At 47.3% G+C, this 25,157-nt stretch carries 26 protein-coding genes and 1 pseudogene; 9 read left to right on the forward strand and 18 right to left on the reverse strand.

Annotated features, from left to right (window positions below):
• The first annotated feature begins 431 nt into the window (after positions 1–431).
• Positions 432–698 (forward strand): sulfurtransferase TusA family protein, encoded by a 267-nt coding sequence (locus tag NIA71_RS06140; RefSeq protein WP_148396372.1) that lies wholly within the window; start codon positions 432–434, stop codon positions 696–698.
• On the opposite strand, the gene NIA71_RS06145 is transcribed toward NIA71_RS06140, so the two are convergent.
• Positions 654–1,553, reverse strand: coding sequence for a LysR family transcriptional regulator (locus NIA71_RS06145; protein WP_148396371.1), 900 nt, complete (start codon positions 1,551–1,553; stop codon positions 654–656). The genes NIA71_RS06140 and NIA71_RS06145 overlap by 45 nt on opposite strands.
• Positions 1,554–1,747: 194 nt before the next feature.
• Between NIA71_RS06145 and NIA71_RS06150 the strand changes: the two genes are divergently transcribed.
• From NIA71_RS06150 to NIA71_RS06180, 7 genes are all read left to right on the forward strand, one after another.
• The gene (locus tag NIA71_RS06150) at positions 1,748–2,446 is read left to right on the forward strand and encodes a YeeE/YedE thiosulfate transporter family protein (protein WP_148396370.1); all 699 of its coding nucleotides are present in this window, start codon (positions 1,748–1,750) and stop codon (positions 2,444–2,446) included.
• Between the two features lie 47 nt (positions 2,447–2,493).
• Entirely contained in the window at positions 2,494–2,721 is a 228-nt protein-coding gene (locus NIA71_RS06155; protein ID WP_148396369.1) for a sulfurtransferase TusA family protein, read from the forward strand.
• A 28-nt stretch (positions 2,722–2,749) separates the two neighbouring features.
• The gene (locus tag NIA71_RS06160; protein WP_148396368.1) at positions 2,750–3,298 is read left to right on the forward strand and encodes a YeeE/YedE thiosulfate transporter family protein; all 549 of its coding nucleotides are present in this window, start codon (positions 2,750–2,752) and stop codon (positions 3,296–3,298) included.
• Positions 3,299–3,334: 36 nt separating this feature from the next.
• A complete protein-coding gene (locus NIA71_RS06165) occupies positions 3,335–4,558 on the forward strand; it encodes an FAD-dependent oxidoreductase (protein ID WP_253019929.1) in 1,224 nt (407 codons plus the stop codon).
• A 302-nt stretch (positions 4,559–4,860) separates the two neighbouring features.
• Positions 4,861–5,628, forward strand: coding sequence for an IclR family transcriptional regulator (locus NIA71_RS06170; RefSeq protein WP_253019930.1), 768 nt, complete (start codon positions 4,861–4,863; stop codon positions 5,626–5,628).
• Positions 5,629–6,106: 478 nt separating this feature from the next.
• Positions 6,107–7,792, forward strand: coding sequence for a carboxylesterase family protein (locus NIA71_RS06175; RefSeq protein ID WP_253019931.1), 1,686 nt, complete (start codon positions 6,107–6,109; stop codon positions 7,790–7,792).
• A 153-nt stretch (positions 7,793–7,945) separates the two neighbouring features.
• The gene (locus tag NIA71_RS06180) at positions 7,946–8,089 is read left to right on the forward strand and encodes a hypothetical protein (protein ID WP_253019932.1); all 144 of its coding nucleotides are present in this window, start codon (positions 7,946–7,948) and stop codon (positions 8,087–8,089) included.
• Between the two features lie 78 nt (positions 8,090–8,167).
• On the opposite strand, the gene NIA71_RS06185 is transcribed toward NIA71_RS06180, so the two are convergent.
• The 3 genes and pseudogenes from NIA71_RS06185 to rhuM form a co-directional block, all read right to left on the reverse strand.
• Complete coding sequence (locus NIA71_RS06185) at positions 8,168–8,584, reverse strand: HEPN domain-containing protein (protein WP_253019933.1); 417 nt, start codon at positions 8,582–8,584, stop codon at positions 8,168–8,170.
• The gene (locus NIA71_RS06190) at positions 8,577–8,912 is read right to left on the reverse strand and encodes a nucleotidyltransferase family protein (protein ID WP_253019934.1); all 336 of its coding nucleotides are present in this window, start codon (positions 8,910–8,912) and stop codon (positions 8,577–8,579) included. The genes NIA71_RS06185 and NIA71_RS06190 overlap by 8 nt, the downstream gene beginning before the upstream one ends.
• A 117-nt stretch (positions 8,913–9,029) precedes the next feature.
• Positions 9,030–9,209 (reverse strand): annotated as a pseudogene (rhuM, locus tag NIA71_RS06195) (RhuM family protein); the annotation flags it as partial.
• A 62-nt stretch (positions 9,210–9,271) separates the two neighbouring features.
• Here rhuM and NIA71_RS06200 point away from each other — a divergent pair.
• The gene (locus NIA71_RS06200; protein WP_253019935.1) at positions 9,272–9,511 is read left to right on the forward strand and encodes a hypothetical protein; all 240 of its coding nucleotides are present in this window, start codon (positions 9,272–9,274) and stop codon (positions 9,509–9,511) included.
• Positions 9,512–9,697: 186 nt separating this feature from the next.
• On the opposite strand, the gene NIA71_RS06205 is transcribed toward NIA71_RS06200, so the two are convergent.
• The 14 genes from NIA71_RS06205 to NIA71_RS06270 form a co-directional block, all read right to left on the reverse strand.
• Entirely contained in the window at positions 9,698–10,477 is a 780-nt protein-coding gene (locus NIA71_RS06205; RefSeq protein ID WP_253019936.1) for an acyl-CoA dehydratase activase, read from the reverse strand.
• Between the two features lie 11 nt (positions 10,478–10,488).
• Positions 10,489–11,613, reverse strand: a complete 1,125-nt coding sequence (locus NIA71_RS06210) for a 2-hydroxyacyl-CoA dehydratase subunit D (RefSeq protein ID WP_253019937.1) — start codon at positions 11,611–11,613, stop codon at positions 10,489–10,491.
• Positions 11,607–12,836 carry a 2-hydroxyacyl-CoA dehydratase subunit D gene (locus tag NIA71_RS06215; protein WP_253019938.1) on the reverse strand — a complete coding sequence of 410 codons (1,230 nt, stop codon included), beginning with the start codon at positions 12,834–12,836 and terminating at the stop codon, positions 11,607–11,609. Before NIA71_RS06215 ends, NIA71_RS06210 begins: the two co-directional genes overlap by 7 nt.
• Positions 12,837–12,845: 9 nt before the next feature.
• The gene (locus NIA71_RS06220; RefSeq protein WP_415270813.1) at positions 12,846–13,922 is read right to left on the reverse strand and encodes an electron transfer flavoprotein subunit alpha/FixB family protein; all 1,077 of its coding nucleotides are present in this window, start codon (positions 13,920–13,922) and stop codon (positions 12,846–12,848) included.
• 11 nt (positions 13,923–13,933) lie between these two features.
• Positions 13,934–14,722 carry an electron transfer flavoprotein subunit beta/FixA family protein gene (locus NIA71_RS06225; protein WP_253019940.1) on the reverse strand — a complete coding sequence of 263 codons (789 nt, stop codon included), beginning with the start codon at positions 14,720–14,722 and terminating at the stop codon, positions 13,934–13,936.
• 13 nt (positions 14,723–14,735) lie between these two features.
• Positions 14,736–15,875: an acyl-CoA dehydrogenase gene (locus NIA71_RS06230; protein WP_253019941.1), complete on the reverse strand. Its 1,140-nt coding sequence runs from the start codon at positions 15,873–15,875 to the stop codon at positions 14,736–14,738.
• 12 nt (positions 15,876–15,887) lie between these two features.
• Entirely contained in the window at positions 15,888–17,204 is a 1,317-nt protein-coding gene (locus tag NIA71_RS06235) for an acetyl-CoA hydrolase/transferase family protein (RefSeq protein ID WP_253019942.1), read from the reverse strand.
• A 68-nt stretch (positions 17,205–17,272) separates the two neighbouring features.
• Positions 17,273–18,643 (reverse strand): Na+/H+ antiporter NhaC family protein, encoded by a 1,371-nt coding sequence (locus tag NIA71_RS06240; RefSeq protein ID WP_253019943.1) that lies wholly within the window; start codon positions 18,641–18,643, stop codon positions 17,273–17,275.
• A 31-nt stretch (positions 18,644–18,674) separates the two neighbouring features.
• Entirely contained in the window at positions 18,675–19,463 is a 789-nt protein-coding gene (locus NIA71_RS06245) for an aspartate/glutamate racemase family protein (RefSeq protein WP_253019944.1), read from the reverse strand.
• A 14-nt stretch (positions 19,464–19,477) separates the two neighbouring features.
• Positions 19,478–20,542: an NAD/NADP-dependent octopine/nopaline dehydrogenase family protein gene (locus NIA71_RS06250; protein ID WP_148396355.1), complete on the reverse strand. Its 1,065-nt coding sequence runs from the start codon at positions 20,540–20,542 to the stop codon at positions 19,478–19,480.
• A gap of 28 nt (positions 20,543–20,570) precedes the next feature.
• Entirely contained in the window at positions 20,571–21,359 is a 789-nt protein-coding gene (locus tag NIA71_RS06255; RefSeq protein WP_253019945.1) for an NAD(P)-dependent oxidoreductase, read from the reverse strand.
• A 3-nt stretch (positions 21,360–21,362) separates the two neighbouring features.
• Positions 21,363–21,797, reverse strand: a complete 435-nt coding sequence (locus NIA71_RS06260; RefSeq protein ID WP_253019946.1) for an aconitase X swivel domain-containing protein — start codon at positions 21,795–21,797, stop codon at positions 21,363–21,365.
• Positions 21,798–23,066: an aconitase X gene (locus NIA71_RS06265; protein WP_253019947.1), complete on the reverse strand. Its 1,269-nt coding sequence runs from the start codon at positions 23,064–23,066 to the stop codon at positions 21,798–21,800.
• A gap of 429 nt (positions 23,067–23,495) precedes the next feature.
• Positions 23,496–25,157 carry an APC family permease gene (locus NIA71_RS06270; protein WP_148396351.1) on the reverse strand — a complete coding sequence of 554 codons (1,662 nt, stop codon included), beginning with the start codon at positions 25,155–25,157 and terminating at the stop codon, positions 23,496–23,498.

Genomic DNA, 25,157 nt, shown 5'->3' on the forward strand with positions numbered 1-25,157 from the left:
AAATTTACTAGATTCAGTTACATTGTATTATAGCTCGTATCTTTTCGCAAGTTTTTTCTTACTTCTTCGATTTTTTTCTTCATTATGAGACATGATGTGCTTTCTTTATCCCTATTATACTACAGCAAACGACAAATTTCCGTTGTCTTACCAACATTTTCTAATCTTTTATAAAAAACGTGGAAATGACGGAATCAAAGATTCCTATTTCCACATGTCGCCCGTAAGGGGGCGACTCTTTGCAAGGTACTGTTGCCGGTAACGTAGTGCGTAAAAACATCCGCTGGCTGATCCCACTGTACACCGTTGGATCTGGAAATTCTTATCAGCCTATTTTTATTTACCAGCTCGCGAATACGTTTTACTTGGCATTTACTTTTGCTTATTTTTGTTCTATGATATATAGAATCTTTGTTAAAGGAGGCGTTTATATGAAGAAACTCGATTGTTTAGGCCAAATCTGCCCCATTCCTGTCATGCGGCTGCAAAACGAACTGTCGGTCATCGGGCAGGGTGAAGAGGTTATGCTCGTAACGGATCATAGTTGTACCTGCAAATCCGTTCAAGAATTCTGCAGGGCCAAAGAACTGGTCTGTTCATGCGAGGAGGTGATGAACGGTATCTGGGAAATCACCATCCGCAGCGCTCCCGAGTCAGCAAATCATCGAGTCAAGCATTCGTTCCAGATAGGCAAATAAATCTTTTATTTGTACATCTTCCTGTTGAGATTTTGGATTTTTGATTAAATAGTAACGAAACTTAAATTCAAACTCTTCTATTTCGATAATTTCCAACTGTTTGTTATACAATTCTTTCTTTATGGACGAATATGGGAGAAAAGCTGCTCCCATCCCATTGACTACCGACTGTTTTGCCGACTCAAAGGATTCAAATTGGCAGGTCACATTCATTTGCTGCCTGGAAACTCCTTTTTGAGCGAGATACCCATCCAGCTTCTGCTGGGTTCTGTGACTGCCGCTGATCATCATCATCGGTAGTTGTTGCAATTCATCCAAGTCCATTTTCTTTCGTTTGTGCGTTCTCGGAGTCATGACCAAATGCACTGGATCAGAGAACATAAAACGGCTATATAATTCTTTATTTGCAGGAGGCCCGACGATAAATCCAATATCACCCTGACCGGCATTGATTTTTTGTTCGATCTGTGCGCTGGACATTACTTTCGTCTCCAAGCGGACTTCTTGAAATTTTTTCTGTATTTGAAACAGCGCACAAGGCAGTGCATAAGTATAAATCACATCCATGGAAAGGATATGGAAACAACGATCCTTTTTCTGCAAAAGTTCCAGTTGGTTGACCAGTGTCTGATAAACGCCCAAAATTTCCTGGGCACGCTGATATACTAGTTCACCGGCAGGAGTCATGCTCACGCCCTGATTACTCCTGTCAAGCAGCCGGCAGCCAAAGGAATTTTCCATTGACTTGATTTGCTGGCTCAGTGCGGACTGCGATACGTGAAGACGTTCGGCTGCCTTTGTAATACTTCCATTGTTAATAATTTCAATAAACATAAACAGAGTATCGATATTCATCCCTACCTCCAATCCTATCTTACACCAGGGTTATCCCATAACTATGCCCATTATTATATCACAACAATCTGAATTGTCATAAGATTTTCTAATATAGCTTCACGTATTACGATTACCCGATTAATTACGCCCATGCTATAATGATCCCATAGTCATCGTCAAAGAATTAACAGTGATAGAAAGGAGAAACGAAAATGGGTGAAGGCCAGAGTAAACCATCGTCCATAGAGCGCAGTCCCAGAAAACGGACACCCCGCAAACCAAAAAAAAGCCAGATTCCTTATGCGATTCTGGTTACCATCGGAATCATCTTAATCGCATGGCTGGTAAATCGCGGCAGTACCACTGCCGCAATCGGCTGGATATTCGGAATCGCATTCGGATATGTCCTTCAGCGATCCAGATTCTGTTTTACCGCTTCTATGCGGGACCCGTGGATTACCGGCAGTACTTCCCTGACAAGAGCTGTACTGATCGCATTTGCACTGACCACTTTAGGTTTCACTGCCATCAAATACAGTGCTTATCTGAGCGGCAGTGACATTCCCGGAGCCGGTGCTGTGCATCCGATCAGCATCCCCCTAATACTGGGAGCGACCATGTTCGGAATTGGGATGGTAATCGCCGGAGGATGCGCCAGCGGAACACTGATGCGTATCGGTGAAGGATTTACAATGCAGATGCTTGCGCTGGTATTTTTTATCGTCGGCTCTCTGTGGGGAGGCCACGATATGGGCGCTTTCTGGAGCAATCTGGAAACAAACGCACCAAAGATTTTTTTGCCCGATGTATTCGGATGGGCTGGAGCACTGGTTGTCCAAGGAGTGATTATTCTGCTGCTTTATCTCGCCGCCCTTAGTTGGCAAAAGAAAAAACTAGGTTCCATTGAGTAAATATTATAAGGATAATTTGTTAAAACATGAACAGGAGGATTTAAAAAATGGCTGAATATGAATTGGATTGTTTAGGAGAAGCTTGTCCGGTACCACTCATGAAGGTGGAGAAAAAAATGAATGAGCTGGAAGTTGGCGATGTTCTTTTTGTGGCAATCGACCACAGCTGCGCAATGAAAAATGTCCCGGAATGGGCGAGAACACAGGGACACAATGTGGATATCGACGAAGTGGATGATGGTGAATGGGAAGTTGTAATTGAGAAGACCAAATGATTACCCTGAGAAAAGGCGGTGAACATAATTGAAAGAGTTTTGGAATAAGTTAGGGGCTAATCCCGTTTACAAACGTCTATTGAAGGAGCCTATGACTTACGTTGGCGGCGCTGTACTGCTTTCGATTCTTCAGATTGCCCATCTGGCAGTGTTAAACTCCGGCTGGGGCGTAACAACTACCTTCAGTATCTGGGGAGCCAAGCTAGCAGAGCTTATCGGAATTCACGCAAGCGACTGGGCGTATTTCGCTTCGGATAACATGCATAAAGAAGTCACCACCAGTTTTTTCGCTGATGTAGGCAGTCTGCGAAATGTGGGCGTAATTGTAGGCGCTCTTGTGGCAACCTTGTTTGCATCACAATTTAAAATTAAAAAAATCAAATCCATGCGTCAGGTCGTTGCAGCGATTCTGGGAGGCTTACTGATGGGATATGGCGCGAGAATCGCTACCGGGTGCAATATCGGTGCCTTGTTTACAGGTATTTCATCCCTTTCCGTATCAGGATGGGTGTTTGCATTATTCCTGCTGGTCGGCGCCTTTATCGGCAGCAAACTGTTGGCAAAATATTTTATGTAACTGTAAAAATGGTTCATGAGTTAAGGAGGAGCATTCTTGGAAAAGAAAACAGAGCGCTATGATGTTGTCATCATAGGGGGAGGCGCGGCAGGATTAACTGCGGGAATTTACTGCGGCCGTGCGCGTCTCAAGACATTATTAATTGAAAAATCGTTGGTCGGGGGCCTTGCCACCTACACCAATGAAATCGAAAATTACCCTGGTTTTCCTCAGGGCCAAAGCGGCCTGGATTTGATGAATTTATTTCATCAGCAGGCGAAAAAATTTGGAGTAAAGTTCAAATTAACAGATGTAAAATCCGTTTCTTTAGAGGGAGATACAAAGGTGGTAGAAACGTTTCGCAATCGATATGAGTGCAGCGCGGTCATTATTGCCAGCGGCGGAAAACCCAGGCTCACAGGAGCGAAAAACGAAGAAAAATACCTTTATGACAAAGGAATTTCTTTCTGTGCCACCTGTGATGCGGCAGCAAATACTGGAAAAACCGTTGTCGTTATCGGCAGCGGCGATGCCGCCATTGAAGAAGGCATGTTCCTGACCAAATTCGCTGATAAAGTTCTGGTCTCGGTCATGCATGACGTGGGAATTATGGACTGCAATGAGATCGCAAAAGGCCAGGCTATGGATAATCCGAAAATGGAATTTCTATGGAATACGGTTCCTGACAGCTTCGAGGGAGATGATCATTTGGAAGGGGTGGTTCTGAAGAATCTCAAAACTGGTCAACTGGAACCGATTGCTGCGGACACCTGTTTTCTCTTCATCGGATATCTGCCGAACACTGAACTGTTCCAGGATATCCTCGATATGAGTCCATCCAAATATCTAAAAACCAATGAACGGATGGAAACGAACATTCCCGGCGTCTGGGCTGTAGGCGATGTCCGCGATAAGTTTTTGAAACAGGTTGCAACTGCTGTAGGCGATGGAGCTGTAGCCGGTTATGGTGCAGAAAAATATATCGCAGAGTCTGAGATGTTTGAAAGCCAGATTCTGCGTGCGGAGAAACCAGCCTTGGTCTATTTGTTCAGCGCCGTTGATCCGGATGCCCGTGAACTTCTTACATATATTGAACAGTTGGAGGAAGAAATTTCTCCACGATTGTCCGTCGCCAAAGTTGACATTTATAAGTCGGACGGAATTGCCCGCAGGTTGGGGATCAACCGCTTTCCTGCCGTAGCGCTGGTGGAAAACGGCCGTATTGTAAAGACTATGACAGAGCATGTAAATGAAGGTTCTATACGTGAGTTCATCGGCTGAGGATTGATCAGTCATCATTTATGGAATCCCATCCTTAAAGAGAAGCGCACCTGCAGCGGTCGGCCGCAGGTGCGCTTCTTGGTGTTTGTTATCTTGCAGGCCGTTTTTCGTTATTCACTATAACTTTCTTCCAAATCTTGGACAATATGATGTATAATACATTTTATATGGATGATTCTTTAACCGGAATAAAAGATAATCCATTATTTAATTCAAAACCCATTTAGAATCATGTATAATATGAATTAGATCGATTAACGAAAGGAGCGCTTGGTGTTTTTTGACACCAACAACGAAGAAATATGGGCAGTGCAACAGCAAAACCGATTCAATCCGTCGAACGGGCGTTAAGAATTCTCGAGCAATTCACTTTGTCAGAACCCAAAATCACACTCTCCGATCTGGCAAAAAAAACCGGTTTGAAAAGGACCACTTGTTATGGTATCGCAGAAACTTTACTGAAACACAAATACCTGGATTATGATGAATCGACCGGTAAATACTCCCTAGGCGTTTCCAATTATATTTTAGGCCAGCTCTATGCCCAGAGCATGGAAATACGCGCCATTGCCAGCCCCTATATCAACCAGTTGGCGGACAACTATCAAACGGCTGTTCATTTGGTCGTACCGGACGGCTACGATGCGGTCTACATCGATAAGGTGGGCGAAACCGAATCTTTTCGAATCCTGTCCAGAGTAGGCAAACGGGCGGAATTGTTTGCGGCCGCCATCAGCAAGGTGGTGTTGGCTTATCAGGAAGAATCTGTTCTCGATCAGCTGCTCAGCAAACCTATGCCCAGATATACGGTCAACTCGATTACCGATCCATTCACATTTCGAAGAATGTTAAATGAAGTGCGCGAAAGGAAAATCGCTTTGGATAATGAAGAGCTGGACGTCGGCCTAGTATGTATTGCGACCCCTATTGAAAACAACCAGGGAGATTTGGTGGCAGTCATCAGCGTTTCCGGCATTTCTGAAAAAATGCATGAGCAGGAAAAAGCCATAGAAAAAGATTTGCTGCAATGCGCTGCAAAGATCAAACAGACCATCGGCGATGTACTCTGATGGGTTCCCCGTTTTATACAAAACGCTCTGTCATCCGGCGGGCCTAGAAAGCGCCACGATCAAAAGCTTCGAAAAAACCTCCCATTACAGACAGTTTTCAGCCATTGACATGCCTTCACATAGTCAAGCAATGATAAAACGATCAGGATTGATCCCGGAACCATTCAATCCTGATCGTTTCTTTTAATGGCTGCCGACAAAAGGATCGGCAAAGCGGCCCTTTTTTCTGGATACTAACAGCCCTCCCATGAAAGCAGCCCGGCGCGAGAGGTTCCAGCTGCCGTTTTGAGCTAATGTATAACATCAAACGAAAGGATCGCTAGGCACATTAATTAAAGGGTAAACCATAATAACATATACACAAGCGCCTCAGTTTTGTTATAATATTCTGAACAGTTAGATAATTGTAAAACAAAGCAGGAATAACCCTGACAATCTAAATCTTAACTGGACACTTATAATAGAAAGAGAGGTTAAAATGAAAAGAAAAGCATTATTAGCCAGCATTATGGCACTGCTGCTCGCAGTATGTATATCCTTTGCGGGATGCGGCAGTACTGACAAAGACTCCGCCGAAAAAACAAAAGACGTGAAGGTAACAGCACCCACCGGAACATACATCGGCCAGGAAAACAACGGCGTTGCTGAATTCAAGGGAATTCGCTACGGGGAATTTGCGCCTTTTAAACCGGCAGCAGATGTAACAACAACGGAAGACGACCAAATTGAGGCGACGGAATTCGGAAAAAACTGTATCCAGCCTTATGACGAAGTAGAAGTTGCTTCTCAGGACCCATGTTCTCAGGACTGCCTGTTTCTCAACGTATGGACAAAAGATGTTGCAACGAAGGATAAACCTGTCATAATGTTTATTCATGGCGGCAGCTGTATCTGGGGAGGAACATCGGATCCAACCTACGATGGGGAATATTTTGTCAGAAACCTTGCCGAGAATGAGGATTGCGTATTTATTACAATTAACTATCGGCTTTCAATATTGGGAAGCCTTGACCTTTCAGGACTTGAAGGGTACACGGATGATTATGCAAGCGCAATCAATCTGAGCAAACTGGATCAAACTCAGGCTTTGAAATGGATCAACCAAAATATTGAAGCATGGGGCGGAGATACAGAAAATGTGACAATCATGGGACAGTCCGCAGGCGGCGGTGCGGTAGAAATGCTAATGGCTGACACCGACACCCATAAATATTTCAACAGAGCAGTCATAAACAGCGGCAGCCAGTCACGCGAGGCCTTATCAAAAGAAAAGGTCAAAAGCAATTCGGAAAAAGTTTTTAAAATACTAGGCGTTAAATCGATTGAAGAACTCACTGCACTAACAGATAAGCAGATTTCAGATAAAATGACAAAAATTACAGACGAATTGGGCGAAGCCCATCCAGGGCTCAAATGTGCGGACGGTAAGATTATTTCTGAAACATGGTGGGAAGACCTACAGAATGGCGCTGCCAAGGATATCGATTTACTCATAGGCGGCACCAACGGAGAGGAAGATTGGAATTCCATTGATTGGGATAATAGTATATCCAAGCCTATTAAAGATCCTGACACAATCAAAAAATGTATGGAAGATATCGATGATGCACGTGCGGATACATATGGAAGATTCTATGCTCTCGATCAAAAAGGATTCTATGACGGATATCTTGCTATGGGAGATGACAAAGTGAAGCAGGCACAAGATTTGTTTAACGATGTGTACTTTAATTATCCTACACATCTGATTGCCGAGGTACAGGCCAAGCACAATAAAAACACGTATCTGTACAACTGGGAATATGCTCCCGATATGAATAGCGTTTTGGATTACAACGGCGATGCTGCTGAAGTGTCTCCTTGGGGAAGAGCTCTCCACTGTATGGATCTCTGCTTTGAATTCGGAACCAAAGAAGGTTATCCTGAGATGACCGGCGACCCCAAAGAAATGTCAGATGATATGATTGCCCAGGCCCGTGAGATGCTTTACAGCTTTGCAAAAATCGGCAACCCAAGCAACGATCTGATTGGCGAGTGGAAGCCATTTGACAACGATCAAATGTACAGCATGGTAATTACAAAAGACGCAAAGTGGGACTGCAAAGCCAACTATCGAAGAGATATCATCGATTACATGAAGAAACTCACTCCATATGGAATGTAGTGTTTACAGCCACTGACATGCCTTCACAGCGTCAAACAATGAAAAAACGATCAGGATTGATCCCGAAATCATTCAATCCTGATCGTCTTTTTAATGACCGCTAGCTCAAGTATCGGCAAAGCGGCTATTTTCTCTGGATACTGACAGTCTCCCATGGAAACAGTCCGGATACCAAGGGAAATCGCCATCGGAGTGTCAGAGTCCATGAACATGCTGCGCTGTTTCGATATTTCGCCCGGCAGCAGGGCGGGGCAAGACGGAACGGCGATGGCGCAGGAGATTCTGATTTCAGATTGACTGTAACGTCTTTTCATACGGCTCTTTCGCAAATACCGCAGCCCCTATGGCCCCGGCCTCCTGGGGACAAATTGAAAGCTACCTCTTTATCTGAGTTTTATTGTTTATATACCCTTCAATTTTTTTATACACAAATTCAGCATTGGTTATCTGAGTCTCGGTATCCGTTCTGCTGGCTATAAACATATCATCATAGTCTGATGCATTTCTTATCGTAAATGCCGCGCCGATCATTTTTGAAAGTTCCACAGGAAGCAAGCCCTCTTTTATATACCTTCTGCGAAACTCAGCAATAATCCCGCTATGCTTACTGGTATCAAAATTATCGAATACTAATAAAGCCCGTATTGTATGGAACATGGCGTAATATGCCCTGTTATTTGCTGCCCGATATTCTCCATTTGCAAACAGCAGGTGTGCCGCCCGCAAATCTTCTTTTGCCCGTTCCAGGCGGTATCCTGAGTAATCTATCTGTGTTTGCGTATATTCAGACAATCCGCACACCTTCTCTCTGTATATTTTGGTAGAAAGCAGATACCGGCCTAAATTTTTGATATACTTCAACACTTTGAAATACCGGCGCTAAAACCACATCATACTGTCTGTCCAGCTTATCCGAAATATCAAAGATCTTGTTCCTTTCCACCCCGATCTCCTGTGGCTTTACGGTAAGAAGCAATAAAAGATCGATGTCGCTGTCAGGCGTGTGTTCCCCCCTTGCGCATGAACCGTAAAGGATCACCTCACTGAGTTTGTCTCCATAAATCAACTTTGCTTCCTCTGCAAAGCTTGCAACTACTTCTTTTATTTTTCTATCGATCATCTTGATTCTCCTTGCTAATTGACAATACTTATCTGAATTTTATCATATTTAAGGTGTAATATCCATGGCGATTTCGCTTCTCCATTCATTCATCTTTTGGATAAATTGCAGAGATACCTCTAGTACCGAATTCGCCCATATGCGGAACAGCGTGCCACGCAGGGATTTCACCCTGTATCCGACAGAAATAATGACATCCAGATTATAGTAATCCACTTGATAGACTTTGCCATCTTCGGCAGTATGGGCAAATTTTGCCCATACTAATTCCTTTTGTAATTCTCCATCATCAAAAATGAAAGAAAAAAATTTTAATTTCAAGAGCCAAAAATATTTCCCGAAAAAACTCAGAGGATAAAATGGAAACGTTTATGGTATTTAACTCCATAGGGGGAGATCTAAACCGAGATTCAGTTGTTGCAAATTTTGCAACAACTGCTGCAGATGGAAAAACCTATCATGTTGATTATTGCAGTTACTGGAAAAAAATGCTTGACCGTATCAGTTATATCTGTTTTTCTGCAAAAGTGCTTTACAGAAAGAGCCACTACCAAAGTCTTAGAAAAACCTTCCATATACAGACACTTTTCAGCCATTAGCACGTCAAGCAATAATAAAACGATCAGGATTGATCCCTAAATCATTCAATCCTGATCGTTTCTTTTAATGACCTCCAATAAAAGTATCCATGGACATGCTACGCCGTTTTAATATTTCGCCCGGCGGCGGTGTGAAACAAGACGGAGCAAAACGGCGCGGCGCGGGAGCTTCCGATTCCAGATTGATTATAACGTCTTTTCATACAACTCTTTCGCAAATACCGCCGCTCCGATGGCCCCCACTTCCTGGGGGTGCGGGGCCGCTTTTATTTCCCGGCCCAGTTCTTCTCCCATCGTCTCTACCATATTGGAATTCAGCGCCACCCCGCCTGTCATAACCACATTCCCTTTCAGGCCAACACGCCCGCACATACCGGCCACTCGTTTGGCAATCGCCCTGTGGGCGCCCTTGGCGACGTCCGAGCGTTTCTCGCCTGACGCCAGCCGGGAAATCACTTCACTTTCCGCAAAGACGGTGCATACGCTGCTGATGGGCACATCCTTGGTCGATTGATCGGCCAACTGGGACAAATCGCCCAAGTTACAGCCCAGCACTCTGGCCATGACTTCTAAAAACCGCCCTGTGCCTGCCGCGCATTTTTCATTCATCACAAAATTCTCCACAATTCCGCCAGCCCCGATCCTGATTACTTTTGCGTCCTGGCCGCCAATGTCAATGATGCACCCGGCAGTTTCACATAAATAAGACACCCCTTTGGCATGGCAGGTAATTTCTGTGATCTGTTTGTCCGCATGTTCATAAGTGATTCGCCCGTATCCTGTGACCACCGTAAAGCTGACGGCATCAACTCCTATTCCTGCTTGCTCAAATGCCAGCTCCAACGCTTGATCGACGCCTTTTGTCCCCGTCCCCTCATTGACAGCCGCATGAGCGATCAATCCGCCCTCGGCATCTAAAATTGCGGTTTTTGACGAGGACGAGCCAATATCAATTCCTAAGTACATCTTTCCCTCCTTCACAGAAGCATCTCGGCAAAGCTCTGAATCCTGGTCCGGATCTGCTCAAAGGATTCGATCTGCTGGTCGAGCTCAAGATACAGGACCGGAATTCCCGCCTGCTCAAGCTGCGCCTTGTAAACCGGATAATCGAACTCTTCCGGATCGCAGAATTTCATCATACATACGACCACGGCCCGGGCCTCCTTTTCCTTGACCAGATCGATGAGCATCTGCCCCCTGGATTTTTTCTGCTCCGCCAGAAAGGCGCATCCCCTTTGGTCGATGATCCTCCCCGCCATTTTTTCCCAGACACTGCCTTCCTTTCTGGCCGGCGTCCGAAACTGTCTCGATTCCTGGGCCAGATCATCTGCGGCGATGGCGATATCGCATTCACGGAATAAATCCAGAATTTCCGCAGGCTCCCCGATGAGCCCTGTAGTTACGACCTTGACGCCGCCAAACCGCTCTTTTTCCATGGCCCTAAGGCCCTCGATCACTTTCTTCATTTCCGCGGTATACAGCTTTTTGTCCATGAAGTATCCGGCCTTAATGAGCAGATGTCTTCTTTTGGCGTCGATGGTAATGGGATAGTCTCCGGCAACCTCTGCGAATTCACGCATAACGGCCCGGTATTCTTCATACACGGCAAAGGCCTCTTCCACCTTTTTATCGGTGATCAGCGTATGGGTCGCCTGCTCCAGCTCAGAACGAACGCGCTTTAATTCCGTCTCCAGATAGGCTTCTGCCGCCCTGGTCCACCTGGCCTGAGGATAAATCAGCCCGATCATCGGCACCTGGGGCACCGCAGTTTTCCAGTTTTCAATGACGCATTTCAGCGTATCGCACAGACCCGGTATGAGGATCGCCTTCAGCTGGTCGTAAACGCCCCGCATGCCCAGTTCGATGTTGGCTCTCATAATGGAACAGCAGAATCCTTGCAGAAACTGATCGGCCCGTTTGATTTCCGTCTTGCCGCCCCAAAGTCCCACGGGCACAAACCCTCCCGCATAGACGATTTCTTCCGGTGTATAAATGGGGAAGCACCCCACCGCATCTTTTCCGCATTCTTCCTTGATGGAAGCCAGCGCTTTTCCGGGATGCAGCGCCCGCTCTTCCAATTTGGTGATTGTCTCCTTTAACATTGCTGTTCCTCCTTTGCCGCCTTGCGCTTTTCCATCATTTCCACCAGCGCCTGTATTCTCGTCTCATATTGGGCCTGGGAAAGGATTCGCGGATCGCACATATCTCCGTCAAAGACAACGGATGGAATTCCCGCCTTTTCCTCCAATCTCCGCTGCTGCTCGTATACGGTAAAGTCCATGAGCTTACAGCTCCTGTTGGAATGAAACACGACTCCGTCTATATCGAACTCTTTCGCAAGTCCGATCATAGTATCGGAAACATAGTCCACGCAGCGGTTGGCGTGATAGTAGCTGTACGCCCGGGCCATACCCTCGATATCGTTTGTTTCATAACGAATGGTCCATGCATCGGGATAGAGGGATGTTACCACGTTGACTCCGTATTTTTTCAGGATTTTGTAGGTTGGGCTCAAGTGAACCCAGCAGGCAATGCCGTCCCAGATCACTCTGTACTTCTCCTCCCCTTCTTTCCAGGGGCCCAGTCCGCTTTTCGCCCGGGCCTCAAGCTCCTCGCACCACAACTTGAATAGATCCCGCCCTTCCTTCTTGCCCCGGATACAGACCACCAGGGCCATATAGTTGAACATATCGAATCCGTTGAGCGGCGACGGCTTGGCGCGGGCCGTAAAGCATGCCTTTCTCCACCAGTAGGCGGTTTCGTTGGAAATTTTCATGACCTCCGACAGCTTGTCGTAGTCAAAGTCCCTGCCAGTCACCTCCTCCAGCTGTTCGATGGCATATTCGATCTGGCCTCTCATGTAAGCAACCGTATGATCCGGCGCTTCATAGAGATGATTGAACGGCGTATCAAAGAAGATAAAGGGAATGTCCAGCTCAGTCGCCAGGTTTTCATACCATTTGGCAACAGTGGTGCAAATATTATTACAGCAGAATACCAGATCCGGCGCCGGAATGTTGCAGGCTTCCGATTCCATAATATCCTTGTACCCCAGGTTCACTCGGGCATAAGAACAGATGTCGATGGAATACCCGCACCCTTCGGATTGCTCCAGAAATTCCATGGACTGTTTTCGCGCCGCAACGGCGGCCGCATGGTTTTCCGGATAAACAACATAAATATCCATAGCTTCCAGAAGCTCCTGGGGGCAAATGGACGTAGCCCACGCTACCAGCTTTCCTTCTTCTTTTGCTTTTGCCGCATCGGCATAATGCCGGGCAACCAGCTCATTTAGCAGCTCTTTTGATGTTTTTTTCTCTGCCATACTATCACCTCATGCTTCCGTATCCCACTGAGCGATCAGTTCCGGGATCACCTTTTTCAAATCCCCGCAAAGGGCATAATCGGCCAGCTCCATCATCGGCGCTCCCGGGTCTTTGTTGATGGCTATAATGATATCCGAATCCTTCATGCCGGCCTGATGCTGGATGGCTCCGGAAATTCCGCATGCAAAATAAATCTTCGGCTTTACCGTGGTTCCCGTTTGTCCCACCTGATGGCTCTGGTCGATCCAGCCCGAATCGACCGCCGCGCGGGATGCGCCCACCACGCCGCCCACTTTATCCGCCAGCTTTTCGATCAACTCAAACCCTTCCGGGCCGCCCAGGCCTCTTCCGCCGGAGCAGATAATTTCCGCATCGGTTAGAGAAACAAATGCTTTCGCTGCCTTGACTGTTTCCACAACCTCCACGTGAATGTCGTCCGCCGACAAGTTGACGGGAACCTTGATGAGCTGGCCTCCGGCGCCTTCGTTCTTTTCCTTTCGGTCCATCACACCGAGCCTTACGGTGGCCATCTGTGGTCTGGTATTGGGCGTAACAATGGTCGCCATCAGATTTCCGCCAAAGGCTGGCCTGGTCTGCTTCAAACCTTTGTCGTCTCCTTTCGGATCAAGCCCGTCCGTGCTCGCTGTCGTATCCCTTTTGAGATAGTCGATATAGTTCGCTGTGCGGATGTCCAGTCTGGTACAGTCCGCCGTAAGCCCGGTGTCCAGTCTGGCGGCGATTCTCGGCGCCAGGTCCCTTCCGATGAAGGTAGCCCCAAAGAGAACGATCTCCGGCTTATAGGTATTGATGGCATTGGTCATCACTTTGGCGTAAGCGTCCGTGGTATATTCCTTCAAAAGCGCATGGTCGATTTGATAGATAACGTCTGCACCATATGCATATAATTCGTCTGCAAGATGCCCTGCCCGATCCCCGATCAAGACTGCGCAAACCCTGGTTTCTTCACTGATTTCCCGCGACAGCCGGCAGCCTTCGCCCAAAAGCTCCAGGGACACATTCATCAGTTTTCCGGCCCGCTGTTCGGCAAATACCCATACGTCTTTGTATTGTGCAAAGTCTGTCATGTTCAATCCTCCTAGATTCTATGTTTTTCCTTCAGCCCTGCGATCAGGTTTGCTGCCAGCTCCTTTGCCGTATCTCCTTGAACTGTCACCCCTTTTCCCTTGGGCTTGGGCGTGAAGGATTTATATACATTGGTGGGAGATGCTTTCAGCCCTACCAGCCCCTCGTTTACGCCGATATCCTCTGCGGTCCAAACTTTGATGTCGGCTTTCGCTCCCCTCAAAATGCCCGGAACCGTCATATATCTGGGTGTGTTCAATTCTTTGATGCAGGTCAGGAGGCATGGCGTCTTTGTTTTGAGAAGCTGGTACCCGTCTTCCAGCGCTCTTTTTGCGGTAACCCGGTTTTTATCCAAATGAAACTCCTTAACGTAGGTAATTTGCGGGATTCCCAGCTTTTCTGCGATCTGGGGACCCACCTGCGCTGTGTCTCCGTCAATGGCCTGTCTTCCCGCAAAGACGATGTCAAAACCGCCGATCTTTTTGATTGCCGCCGCCAAAGCGTTGGACGTGGCCCAAGTGTCCGAGCCGCCCAGCAGCCTGTCCGACAGCAAAATCCCTTCATCGGCGCCCATGGCAATACATTCCTGCAGCATTTCCTTTGCCTGGGGCGGTCCCATGGTCAGAACCGTCACCTTTGCCTCCGGGTCCCGGTCTTTTATCCGCAGCGCCTCTTCCAGGGCATTGGCATCATCGTGATTGAGGATGGCTTCCACCCCATCGCGAATCAGCGTCCCGGTTTCCGGGTTGATTTTAATTTCATTGGTATTCGGCACCTGCTTTACGCATACGATTATTTTCATATTCCCCTTCCTCCTAGCTGAAGATGCTGCCTGAGATGACCATTTTCATCACTTCCGATGTGCCTTCGTAAATTTCCGTTATCTTTTGATCCCGGTACATCCGCTCCACCGGATAATCCTTGATGTATCCGTACCCGCCGTGAAACTGGACCGCTTTATCCACCACATAGGATGCAGCTTCGGAACAGGCCAGCTTGGCCTCCGCCGCTTCAATGGTACTGGGGAGCCCTCTGTCCCGCATATTGCAAGCGTTATACAGAATCAGCCTGGCGCCGTCGATTCTCGTTTTCATGTCAGCCATTTCAAAGGCCAAGGCCTGGAATTTGTTCAAACTCCTGCCGAACTGCTTTCGCTGTTTCATGTATTCCACGGTCTGATCGAAAGCTCCCTGAGCGATTCCCAGCGCCTGGGCCGCGATCCCCAGCCTTCCCACATCCAGGGATGTCATGGCTGTTTTAAAGCCTTTTCCTACTTTTCCCAGCAGATTTTCTTTGGGTATCCGGCAGTCTTCAAATACCAGCTCCGCCGCGATGGACGCGCGAATGCCCATTTTGTTTTCCTTCTTTCCCCTGGAAAAGCCCGGCGTTCCTTTTTCTACGATAAAGGAGCTGATCCCTTTGTTGCCTTTGCTCTTATCCGTCATAGCCATGATCACATAAACGTCCGCGATCCCGCCGCCGGAAATAAAGACCTTTGAGCCGTTGAGGATCCAGCAGTCTCCGCCGTCCGCCGCTGTAGTCTGCTGCATGGCCGCGTCCGTTCCCGCATTGGGTTCTGTCAAACCGAAAGCGCCCAGCTTTTTTCCTAACAGCAGATCAGGCAGGTATTTTCGTTTCTGTTCTTCTGTTCCATAAGTAAAAATCGGCCAGCAGCAAAGGGCATTGTGGGTCTGAACAATGACACCGTGGGAAGCGTCTACCTTGGAAAGCTCTTCTACTGCCATAATATAGGTCAGATAATCAGTTCCCGCGCCTCCGTATTCTGCGGGAAATGGCATTCCCATCACACCCAGGCTTCCTAGCTTGGCTACGGTTTCATATGGATACTTCGCCTCTGCGTCAAGCTCCTCTGCGATGGGAGCGATCTCTGTTTCCGCAAACTCTTTGATCATCTTTTTTACCATTTGCTGTTCTCGTGAATAAGTAAATTCCATCTGTTTGTCTCCTTAATAGTTCTCCCTGAAGCGGGCCTCGAAATCCGATGCCAGTTCTTCCCTGAAATCGGGGTCGGCGATGGCGATCAGCAGCCTGGCCCGTTCTTTTACCGTTTTCCCTTTGAGACCGGCGATACCGTACTCCGTTATCACATAATCCACGTCGTGCTGAGAAGTGGTCACTAAAGTACCTGCTTTGAGGCTGCCCACGATCTTTGAAAATTTCCTTCCATCCTTTTTCACCGCAGCGGCACGCATGGCAATGATGGCGATGCCTCTGCCGTCTTCCGACATGGCGGCGCCCCGAATAAAGTCCACCTGCCCGCCTACTCCGCTGTAAATTTTTCCGCCCATGCTGCCTGCGTTCACCTGACCCCATAGATCCACTTCAATTGCCGAATTGATGCAGACAAACTTGCTGTTTTTCATGATCACCAGGGGATTGTTGGTGTAATCCGCCGGCTTCAGCTCGATCAGAGGATTGTGATCTACAAAATCATAAAGCTTCTTTGAGCCGTACAGGAAATTCACCACAACCTTGCCCCGGTCAATGGACTTTTCCGAGCCGTCAATGACGCCCGCTTCAATCAGGTCTATGGCTCCGTCGGAGATCATTTCAGAGTGGATGCCCAGATGCTTTTTCTTTTTCAGCGCTGCCAGCACCGCGTTGGGGATTCCGCCCATGCCCAGCTGCAAGGTAGCGCCGTCCTCGATGAGAGAAGCGCAGTAGCGGCCGATGGCCATGTCCTTCTCGCCGCTTTGGCCCCAGAAAACTTCCGGCAAGGGATGGGACGCCTCTACGATCCAGTCAAAATCATCGATATGCACATAAGCATCTCCCCCAACTCTGGGCATCTCCTGATTAATCTGTGCGATAACCGTTTTTGCTGATCGGATCGCCTCCATGGTATAATCGCAGGAAACCCCTACGGAGCAGACTCCCTTTTCATCGGGCGGGGATACCATAACCATGAAGACATCGACGGGAAATACTCCCCTTCGGATCATGCCAGGTATCTGGCTGAAATACACCGGCGTAAAGTCGCCGTGGCCCTGATGAATGGAGGCCCTTGTGGCCGGGTCGGTAAACCAGCCCACATAGCAGAAGTGCTCCCTCATCTCCGGCTTTGCATAGCGTCCCTGGCCCAGGGATATCATGTGGGATACGGTGACATCGGTGTAGGCCCGGTAATTTTCCACCATCGCTTCCACCAGCACTTTTGGTTCCGCCGCGGCGTGGGCCAGGAGCACCGTATCTCCGCTCTTAATCTGTTTGACCGCCCCTGCGGGCGTGGTAAGTTTGTCTTTGTATGTATTTTTCCAGTTCATTTTTTTGTCCTATCTGGTTTAATTTAGAAGGAGAAACAGTGCGTCTCTCCTTCTTACTAGCGTTTACTTTATAGTACGAAACCGAATACCAAATACAGAATGACTGCCGCAAGCCCTGCAATGATGGCATATGGTAATTGTGTCAACACGTGCTCCATGTTATTAATCTTAGTAACCTGCGAAGACATGATCGTAACATCGGTATAAAAACAGGCATGGCTTCCGAAAGCTGCCGCGCTGGCAATGGCGCCTAGGACTAAAAAGATCGGTGCGCCGCTCGCTACGGCAAGAGGTACGATAATCGGCACGCATACGACCGGAACACCCCAGCTGCTCCCGGTCACAAAGGCCAGCAATGCGACAACAACAAAGGTAATCGCAGCCAGCGTATCCGGATTGACAAACGGCAGTACCGCATTTACTACATAAGTAGGAAGATTAATGCTGTCCATAGACATCTTCACCACCTGCGATGCCATACAAATCGCAATCATCGGCAGCATCGTGGTAAGACCTTGTGTGAACACCTCGCAAAACTCCTTCGGTTTCATGACCTTCCTTGGTATATAAAGGATTCCGGCAACACAGATGCCGATCACAAGGGCTGTCAGCAAATCGTCCTTCCAAATAGCCACTCCTACAACAACGGCCATCGGGAGCATGAAGTCAATGATCTTACCATCCGGCAGCGGCTCATCTACGGACAATTCATCCTTATTCAACTTGGCGCTAAGCTCGGAATAAACCATGCCTGTTTCGTCGACCCTTTTATAAGCCTTTTTCATAGCCCCTATCTTTGGTACAACTCCTAAAATAACCAGCGGAACCAGTATGACAGCCGTAAATCCATAGAATGCGAAGGGTATGCTATGTAAGTACAAATAAGCGCCATCCCCTAATTCCGCCAGCGACTCCTGCTGCGCAAATACGTTACCATAAAAGACAGCCCAGGTTGACAAAGGCACCAGAATGCATACGGGTGCTCCCGTGGAATCCAGCACGTAAGCGAGCATTTCTCTGGGCGTGCGCTGCCGGTCAGATACTTCCTTTGTACAGGCGGATACGGTCAATACATTTAAATAGTCATCAATAAAAATCAAAAGTCCCAGTACCCATCCGAACATTAGCGTCTTTTTTTCAGATTTTGCATATTTCTGCAGGAACTTGGCAAAACCAAAGGTTCCCTTTGAGGCGGATAAAAGTGTAATTAAACTGCCGACTAATGCCAAAACAATATACATCCAAGCATTTTCAGAAACCGCAGTCTGGCAGCTGTCTAAAAGGGCGGGAATACTTCCAAAGAAACCCTGGGACATGATGAATGCAATCCATGCGCCTAACATTAAGGATTCAAAATTAAGCTTTGTATATAAGGCGACTCCAATAACAATAACTGGCGGTAAAAGCGTTAAAAGACCATAAGAAATTTCCGTCTCCATTTTTTTCTCCTTCCGGACGCATCGGTTGGTTTTAAATAAAACCACCATAATGCCTTTGTGAAACCACATGATACAAATAGTTGATAAGCGTTACCGTATCGAATACCGGCCTGCTGGTCGCCGCTTGAATTGAGGCCGCATATGGGGGCATATCCGTACATTCCAGCAGGATGGCTCCAATCTCCGGATGTTCTTTTACCATTTTTTCTGCTAAACCGACCAGCTCCTTCCTGATAATACGGGTATCCAGGTTTCCCGGTTCAATCGCTACCTTGGAAAATTCAGGCTGGTCCTGCGCCCCATAAATGATGCACCTTTCATAATCTTCTTTTGAAACGCCGCACTCTTGGAATAGTTCAAAGGTAAGATTGGGTCCGTCCGCGCAAAGAATTCCAATTTTTTGTTCCGGCTTCAGTCCTATGCTGATAATCGGGACCTGAATAATTCCGGACATATACACCGGTACCTCTACGGAAGCCGCAACCTTTTTTTGATAATGGCCGAAGTACCCGCAGTCGCCGATAATAACGCGGCATCCGTCTCGTTCCAGTTTTTTTGCGGCTTCAATGATTCCATCTACAATATCTCCGCTACCCTCCTTCACAACGGACTGAATGCTGGACTGTTTGGCCTCTTCGTATTTCACCGGGAAGTGAAACGTAGTGGCGTTGGTCACATGGCCCGGCTGACATGGAAACCATGCCGGAAGGACGATGATGCCCACGTTAAAGCCTGCCCTGAATCCATCCTTGTTGATAAAGTAATGCATGTCTTCACCTGGCTCAATGTATCCGTAATACTTTGTGTTGTTTTCATCCATGTTCTTTCACCTCCTCAATTTGTAACGTATTTTATTAATTGATCCAAAGTCATTTCGTCGATACCCATTTCCTGAGCAGTTCTTCCTTTTGCTGCAATATCCATTTGCATAATTGGCGATCCTAAAGTAATAATCGCCTTGGTAACAGGAGTTTTTATCCCGGCAATCTGTCCAATCGTTAACCAGCACATCATTGTATAGGGAATATCTTCCGTTAAGTACCGGTCGTCCAGACTTTCGGGTCCCTTTATGTATTCCATTGACATACACCCGTTTAATTCTTCAAAGATGCTTCTGGGTTCCCTGCCTCCGGCCATTTCCTCAGGGACGGTGAACAGGCAGCCGCCCACTTTCTCTGCAATTCGGATACGTTCTTCCTCCAGGCATTCCATGACTCTGGCAACGCACGGCGTAATTCCTTCTTCATATAGATAGAAATTTCCCTTTGACCGCTCAATTCTGCCTGCGTTGAGCACGCATCCGGGAGCATGATAGCAAGGGTTGGTACTGTGGGTTACGCATTGCAGCACATTTTTTGCCCGGTCAAAGGAATAGAATTCCGATACTTTATCAAGCACTTGGTCAGTATTGGCTGCGGGAAAAGCCGCACACAAAACCTTTGATTTAGACATGATATCAACATGTCCCTCTTTGGCTCTGCAGCTGTACGGGAGTTCGCTGGTTTCCGCAATTAAAATATGCTTGTCTATTTTCTTCCGTTCCAGTACCTTGCGAAAAACCAAGGTCCCCAGCAATCCTGGAGTGAGAAGAACTAGCTGCCCGTCCTCTAAAGCATCTGCGATCAATTCAAAATATGCGGCTTGGGCGAAGGCTGGCAGCGGACAGAAAATACATGCGCTGCCCTTTATCGCTTCTTTCGGATTTGTTGTTACGGACGCCACCGAAACCTTCTTGTTGAGAACACCTTCCGCAGTAATATATCCGCGTTCCTTTACATTTTTCAGCTCCATTTCCCACTCCGGCAAAACCAGCATATGCACTTCATTGCCCATGGCCGCCAAATCTGCCGCCATGGCATGGCTCCCGCTTCCTGACCCTAACACGGTTACTTTTTTCATAACGCTCACCTCCACATTTCAATAATTTCTAAGCAATCCGATTTAACGCTTCGCCTTGTAAAAAGGCAGCCAGATTGTCATAGGTCCATTTTATGAGCCTTTCTCTCGCTTCCCTTGTCGCCCACGCCATATGGGGAGTGATAAAACAATTGGGCGCTGCTAACAAAGCATTGTCCTCCTGTGCCGGCTCTACCGATAATACATCCAGTGCCGCAGCTGTGATTTTTCCATTTTTGAGGTTTTCTGCCAAATCCGTTTCATTGATCAGCCGGCCTCTGGCCGCATTGACGATCATCACGCCGTTTTTCATCTTGCTGATGGCAGCCTGGTTGACGAATCCCTCATTTTCCTTTGTCAGCGGGCAGTGAAGGCAAAATTCTTTGCTATTGAGCCACATCCCCTCCTTTACCGCTTGTGCGTGCTGCTCCGCATGTACGGCCAGCATCAATATCATGGATATGGTAAACTGTGCGACCGATGCCGTGGAATATGCAGGCACATTGGTTACGGTAATCGCCTTTTCTTTTGCATATTCCAGGTCCACCATGTTGTAGCCTGTGGCCAGCACGCCGATGTATTTGAGCTTTGGGCAGACCTCCATGACTGATCTGGAAATCACGCATTTTGACGTTAATATGATGTCGGCATCTTTGCACCGTTTTGCAACCAGTTCCGGCGGCGTATTATGGAAGACGGTCAGTTCGCCGAATTCCTTCAGACACTCCCAGCTCAAGCCGTCTTTGGTGATGATATTCTCGTCGAGAATTACAATCTCAGGGTTTTCACATAACCAATTTCTAAAGTCTTCTTTTCTCATAGCCTAACCTTTGATGCTCCTTTCCAAAATCTCCACCATACCCTTTTCGCCATCAACCCTTACATAATCCCCTGTCCGAATGCATTGGCACGGATCCTGTTTTTCCGGGAAATCGCTTACACAGGGAACTCCTGCCATTACAACAGCAGTCCCGCATTTTGAATCCATCTTGGTCAGCACATAGCCCGCCGTGCCATGACCGTTCAGATGGCAGCCATAAAAGAAATCCGACCAGCCGATTGAGCCTCTGCTGCCTGGAAGAACAAGGATTTTGTTTTCAATGGATTGGCCTTGATATGAGTGGCCTTTTTCTGTAATAACACCTGTCTCAACATCGATTCCATTCCAGCCCATGATGCTGTTTTTGCAAACCAGCGCGTATCCTTCCGCAAGCTTGCCGCCCGATGGGCGTCCCCGTAAAATCTTATCTTTGTTCATCTACTTACCTCCCCAGTAACCTGTAACCGCCGCATCCATCAATTCCTGATCCGAGCCGTAATAGACGGGTATGCTTTGCTCCGTCTTCTGATAGTGAGTCAATTTGGCCGATGATAAGGCGATGGCTTTTGCGCCTTCGGCTGCGCACGAATGTACATTGAGGCACCCGCAGGTGGAAATGAAAACGCCAGCCTGGCGCAGTATTTGCGCATATCCGTTTACTTCTGCGGTTTTTAGCATTGGAAAGGCGGTGTTGATGATAAACTTTACTCCGTCCTTAACCTTTTTCCCTCTCATGTAAGCTGCAAACTCCTGCAGCTCTTCGATCCCGCAGTGGGGACAGCCGATTTCGATATAGTCCACTTCACCCGGCTGTGAATGGCACAATTGGCTTTTTGCATCATCTATCATTTCTTGTGTAATGGTAATTTCGCCTGTGGGCTCATGTCCTTTTAACGCATCCTCCAGGGTTCTGGCTTCCGGCGAGAGGCCTACGAAAAAGCACAGCTCCGCGTTGCTGGTTGTGGCAAGGGGAGTAAAAAACTTTTTCAGGAGCGTAATGTCTGGCTTTTTAAATCCATCTGCGATAATGGGAACATCTCCGCTGGACAATTGAGTTCCCAGCACGTATCCCAGCAAATCCCAGTCCTGCCTTGACTCAGTCTCGCACTTGATATGCACAATGTGAGTTCCATACCGGTTTTCATCCAGATGGTAGCCCCACTTCGGCGTGCGCCCGGTTAAAGTAGCTAAGAACGTTGTAGCTTGTCCCCCGCAATTTCCTCTGGCCCCAAAAATCGAGTTGCACATCAATATATTGCTGGATTCGGTTGTAACAAAAACTTCTCCCATCAGAGGAATCCAGCCTGTAAGATACGGCGTGCAGCACCCCACGCGGATAACGCCCAGCTCCTGCGCGCGATCCAGGTAGCCTTTGACATAATCGTAGAATTCTTTGGTCTGGTTTAAGGCTTCCCAGGATTCTCCGTCAATGCTGCAGGCATCATCTTGGCAAAAGCAGTGTTCGGCCACCAGAGAATCCAGCTTCAGTTCCTTGCCTAAGTACGCGAGAGAATATCGTGAATCAAGATCATCGCCGCACTTTAAAAAATCAGACATATCGTCATAGCAGCTCGTGCTTTTGTCCACGTCCACAAGCTCATCCGCGCCGAGTACTTTTGCATATTCAATGGTTTTTTCCATTGCAAGTTTTTTAACTTCACCAAATTCTCCGTTGAGCATCTTTCTGTCTTTTTCCGAAAGTTTCATAAGCATCTCCCTTTCTTCCAGAGTTTGTCGTCGTCATTGTCGACTTTAAGTTATTTGTTTTTATTATCGACTTATTATCTATATTATCGACAAAATAACCATATCACTTTATTCGACCATTGTCAATATATTTATGCTACAACTGTCGGAATTTTTTATATTTTTCGATAAATATCGTACACGTTAGAACAGTTAACCATCTCCATTACCTCTTCTCCCGCAATATTTCCATACGGTGCAACGGAATAATATATGAAAAAGAACGAAAAAAAACGCTGTAGCTTTCTAAGCTGCAGCGAAATAGGAAAACAAGCAAATTTTAGAGTTGTACGTAAACAAGAATATACCATAACTTTATACAGAGACACCCTCGTCCCCTCCACTCCCCTATCTGGAGGGGACGAGAGACGCCTGCATACCTCGCACGTCCTATTTGATATATGTTTCCTGCCACATTTTATTGGCTGGAATCCAGTTTTCCTTTGGATCGAACTTCCGGGAGAGTGCGTAGAGAATCGCGGCTAAAACAGCATATACCCCTGTCATTACTCGGATTCCTGTTATAATCAGTTCAAATGCCCCTTCGAACCCATAGGTTTCCATGTAGTATTCGGCTCCCCAGGAGCCTTCGTACCAAGGAAGAAAGAGGCTGGAAATAAAGCCTAAAATCGCTAAAACTCCAATCAATTTAAACATTCTGTCCAAGTCCCCGTAACATAATTTCGTCTTAGGGTTGATCGGATTGTTCTTGGGATCCGTAGAATGGAGCCCTCCCCGCTTTATCTTAAACCAAAGGTATATGAATTGGATCAAGAGGATTCCAAACTGTCCGCCCAGGAAGTAATCGGCGCCGTTGATCAGCAGAGAGATCACTGCAATGATGATTCCCGGCAGGATAAAGAGGGAATATCCGACATTCCCCAGTGGCACTCGGAACGGGCGGTACAAATCCGGCGCTTTTATACGCATATAAATTCCGGAAATAAAGATTAACACATAATACACCAGTGACAGCGTCACGGTAATCGTAATGATCACATCGAAATCCAACTGACAGGTGGCCAGGGCCACGACTGCGATGGAGAGGATCGAAATATGCGGCACACCGCGTTTTTGGCTGATTTTTGTAAGGCCTTTCGGGGCCAGATTGTCCTCTGCAATTGCATAAAATCCTCTTGATAAAGAAATCATTGCTGAATTAAAACTGGAAATATTACCGGCCATTGCAACGATACAAAAGGCGAGCCCAAACTGAGCGCCCGCAAGCTGGGCGACAGAACTGTAATTTACGCTGATCCCCCACTCCTGCCAAGGTCCTACAGAGGCTACTCCGGCAATCGTAGGCACCACATAGGTTATAACCGCAAGCGGCAATGCAACCAGCAAGGCTTTCCAAACAACGCTTTTATCTTTACAGTCGCCCGCAAGGGTAGAGATCGACGTATATCCGGAATACATCCAAATACCGATTGCCAGTGACCCTGAGATGCTCCAGCCCAAACCGTTCTCCCGGTCAAAGAATGGGACAAACGGGTTATGATCCATATGAACGAATCCGATAACCGCTACAAAAGCAAATGCCGCCATTACAATAATGGACAGAGCCGTGCTCACCCAGCCGACTTCATTGATACCCCGCAGATTAACCGCCGTGATGATTAAAATAATGATTGCTTTTACTGCATATGCCGACATATTGGTTAAGTCCACCAGCATGCCCAGATAATTTGTGGCCAACACCACATACCCTGCCATTTCAAGATATTGGGAAATTGTTCTGCAATACCCGGACTGGAAAGCCCAATATTCACCTAAAGCATTTTGAATCCATTTGTAAAAGCCGCCCGCGTAAGGCATCGCGGAGCCCAGTTCAGATGCCGTAAAGATCTGTGGAATCGCCCAAAAGAATACCATTAGGATCAGAACGAGAATCGCGATTCCGGGTCCTGATGAGGAAATCATTTCCTCGACCCCAAAACAACCTCCGCAGCAAAAGCTGAAAATGATGAATACCATTGCCGATACTTTTACATCTCGCTCCACAATCCTGCTGTTATCGTTAATGAGGGGCGCACCCGCGTTATTGGTCAT

The sequence above is a fragment of the Ihubacter massiliensis genome (assembly GCF_024125305.1).
Classification (GTDB): Bacteria; Bacillota; Clostridia; order Peptostreptococcales; family Anaerovoracaceae; genus Hominibacterium; species Hominibacterium faecale.